The organism is Mesorhizobium sp. ORS 3428, assembly GCF_001854785.1.
Classification (GTDB): Bacteria; Pseudomonadota; Alphaproteobacteria; order Rhizobiales; family Rhizobiaceae; genus Mesorhizobium.
In genome coordinates this window covers 1-1,399 of record NZ_MDFL01000087.1, presented here as the reverse complement: position 1 = coordinate 1,399, position 1,399 = coordinate 1, and the positions used below count along the sequence as shown (strand labels likewise).

Here is a 1,399-nt window from a genome sequence, read left to right as displayed (position 1 = left end):
CGAGTTCCATCCGACGCCCAAGTCATTGGTTACACCTGGACACACCCCAACAAGAGCGGCGGACCCGACCGGCGGTTCAAAAACAATCGGCAGATTCCCATCTGTCGATATGAGGCGTTGCGACTGTCGAGCGGTAGCGGACTGAATGAACTCCTCGAGTTCTCGAAAACGAATATCAGTCAGCCGTTCTGTCAGGCAATCTCAGCGCTGGCCCAAGTGCACGGCTCGCACCGATCGACACCGCATGTGCAGCGCAGCCTAACGTCCAGATCGTGAACCTGCGCACGTAGGAAGGTCCACTGCAGCGAACTAGCGGAGGCCCTCGCAAGGTTTCCATCGCCGTCTCGGTCGAGTTTGCCGCCCCATGAGCACCAACGCGCTTCCTCACATGAGGAGATTTGCGAGCAAGCGTCGAGGCTGGCAGGAGTAGCTCTGCGCGACCTGCCGGTGCGTAATTAGGTCCAACTTACGATTTGTTGGAGGCTTTGGATCATCGGAGTGACCGGCGCGCCAATCCCACGGCGCCTCGAATTCGCCAGTCCACAACCAATTTCTGGCAGTCTTCGCTTGTAATTGCTGCTCCGCATACGCGCCGTGGCTGTATCGGGGCCAATCAAGAGCCTGACCGTGCTCAACCATCCAAGACGCCACGCTAGCGCCGTCCGCGCGACGACAGTCGCGCACGAAACGGTGGTACCTATCCCATGCGACGAAGTTGCATTGTACCGGGCGAGATTCGGCAAAAAAGGTGTCGAGGGCCTCGGTGGATCGACTTCCACATGGATAATCCAGTCTATTTGCATCTTTGCAGAGCTGGCGGCTCTCAGGCGCGTCGATTCCGTTAAAGCGGATGCGCTGACCGTGGACTTCGATCGTGTCACCGTCCACAACCGATGCCGTCCCCATAATGGTCTGTGGGTTGGCGGCAGTCCAGTTGGCTACTGTCGCTCCAAGATCGCCATGGCTGTCCGCAGCGAGGGGAAAAACGGCATATGCTGAAGCCGCCAGGCCAGCGACTGCTAGTGATGCGACTGCAAACGTCCGGCCGCGGGAAGCGCGGGCAACAGAGCTTCGGCGTCCAGGCCGTAAGCGCGACCGGTGCCGGCGGGATTGCCGATCGTTCCTCAATTGCTGGCTCTCCCCACTTGAAACGACGGACTAGCGTCCTCGTCCTCTCTTGACCGGCGCTTTCTTCTTCGTAGCTGTCTTGCGGCCAAGACCGAGCGCTTTGGCAAGACTGGAGCGGCTTTCTGAATAGGTGGGAGCGACCATCGGGTAGTCCGGAGGCAGTCCCCATTTTTCCCGATATTCATCGGGCGTTAGACCGAAATGCGTAGCCAAATGCCGCTTGAGCGATTTGAATTTCTTCCGTCCTCAAGGCAGATGATGTAGTCGGGAA

General features: G+C 58.7%; 1 protein-coding gene and 2 pseudogenes. 1 reads left to right on the top strand and 2 read right to left on the bottom strand.

Annotation, left to right across the window (positions count from 1 at the left end):
• Positions 1 to 276 (top strand): annotated as a pseudogene (locus tag ORS3428_RS33755) (hypothetical protein); the annotation flags it as partial.
• Positions 277 to 384: 108 nt separating this feature from the next.
• On the opposite strand, the gene ORS3428_RS34300 reads toward ORS3428_RS33755, so the two are convergent.
• On the bottom strand, positions 385 to 906 hold the full coding sequence (locus tag ORS3428_RS34300) for a thermonuclease family protein (RefSeq protein WP_338011915.1): 522 nt from the start codon (positions 904 to 906) through the stop codon (positions 385 to 387).
• A gap of 252 nt (positions 907 to 1,158) precedes the next feature.
• Positions 1,159 to 1,399: pseudogene (locus ORS3428_RS31360) on the bottom strand (MucR family transcriptional regulator); the annotation flags it as partial.

What these genes read in the sequence shown, in the direction of transcription:
- ORS3428_RS34300 (WP_338011915.1), bottom strand. Translation starts at nt 906, where the DNA reads ATGGGGACGGCATCGGTTGTGGACGGTGACACGATCGAAGTCCACGGT.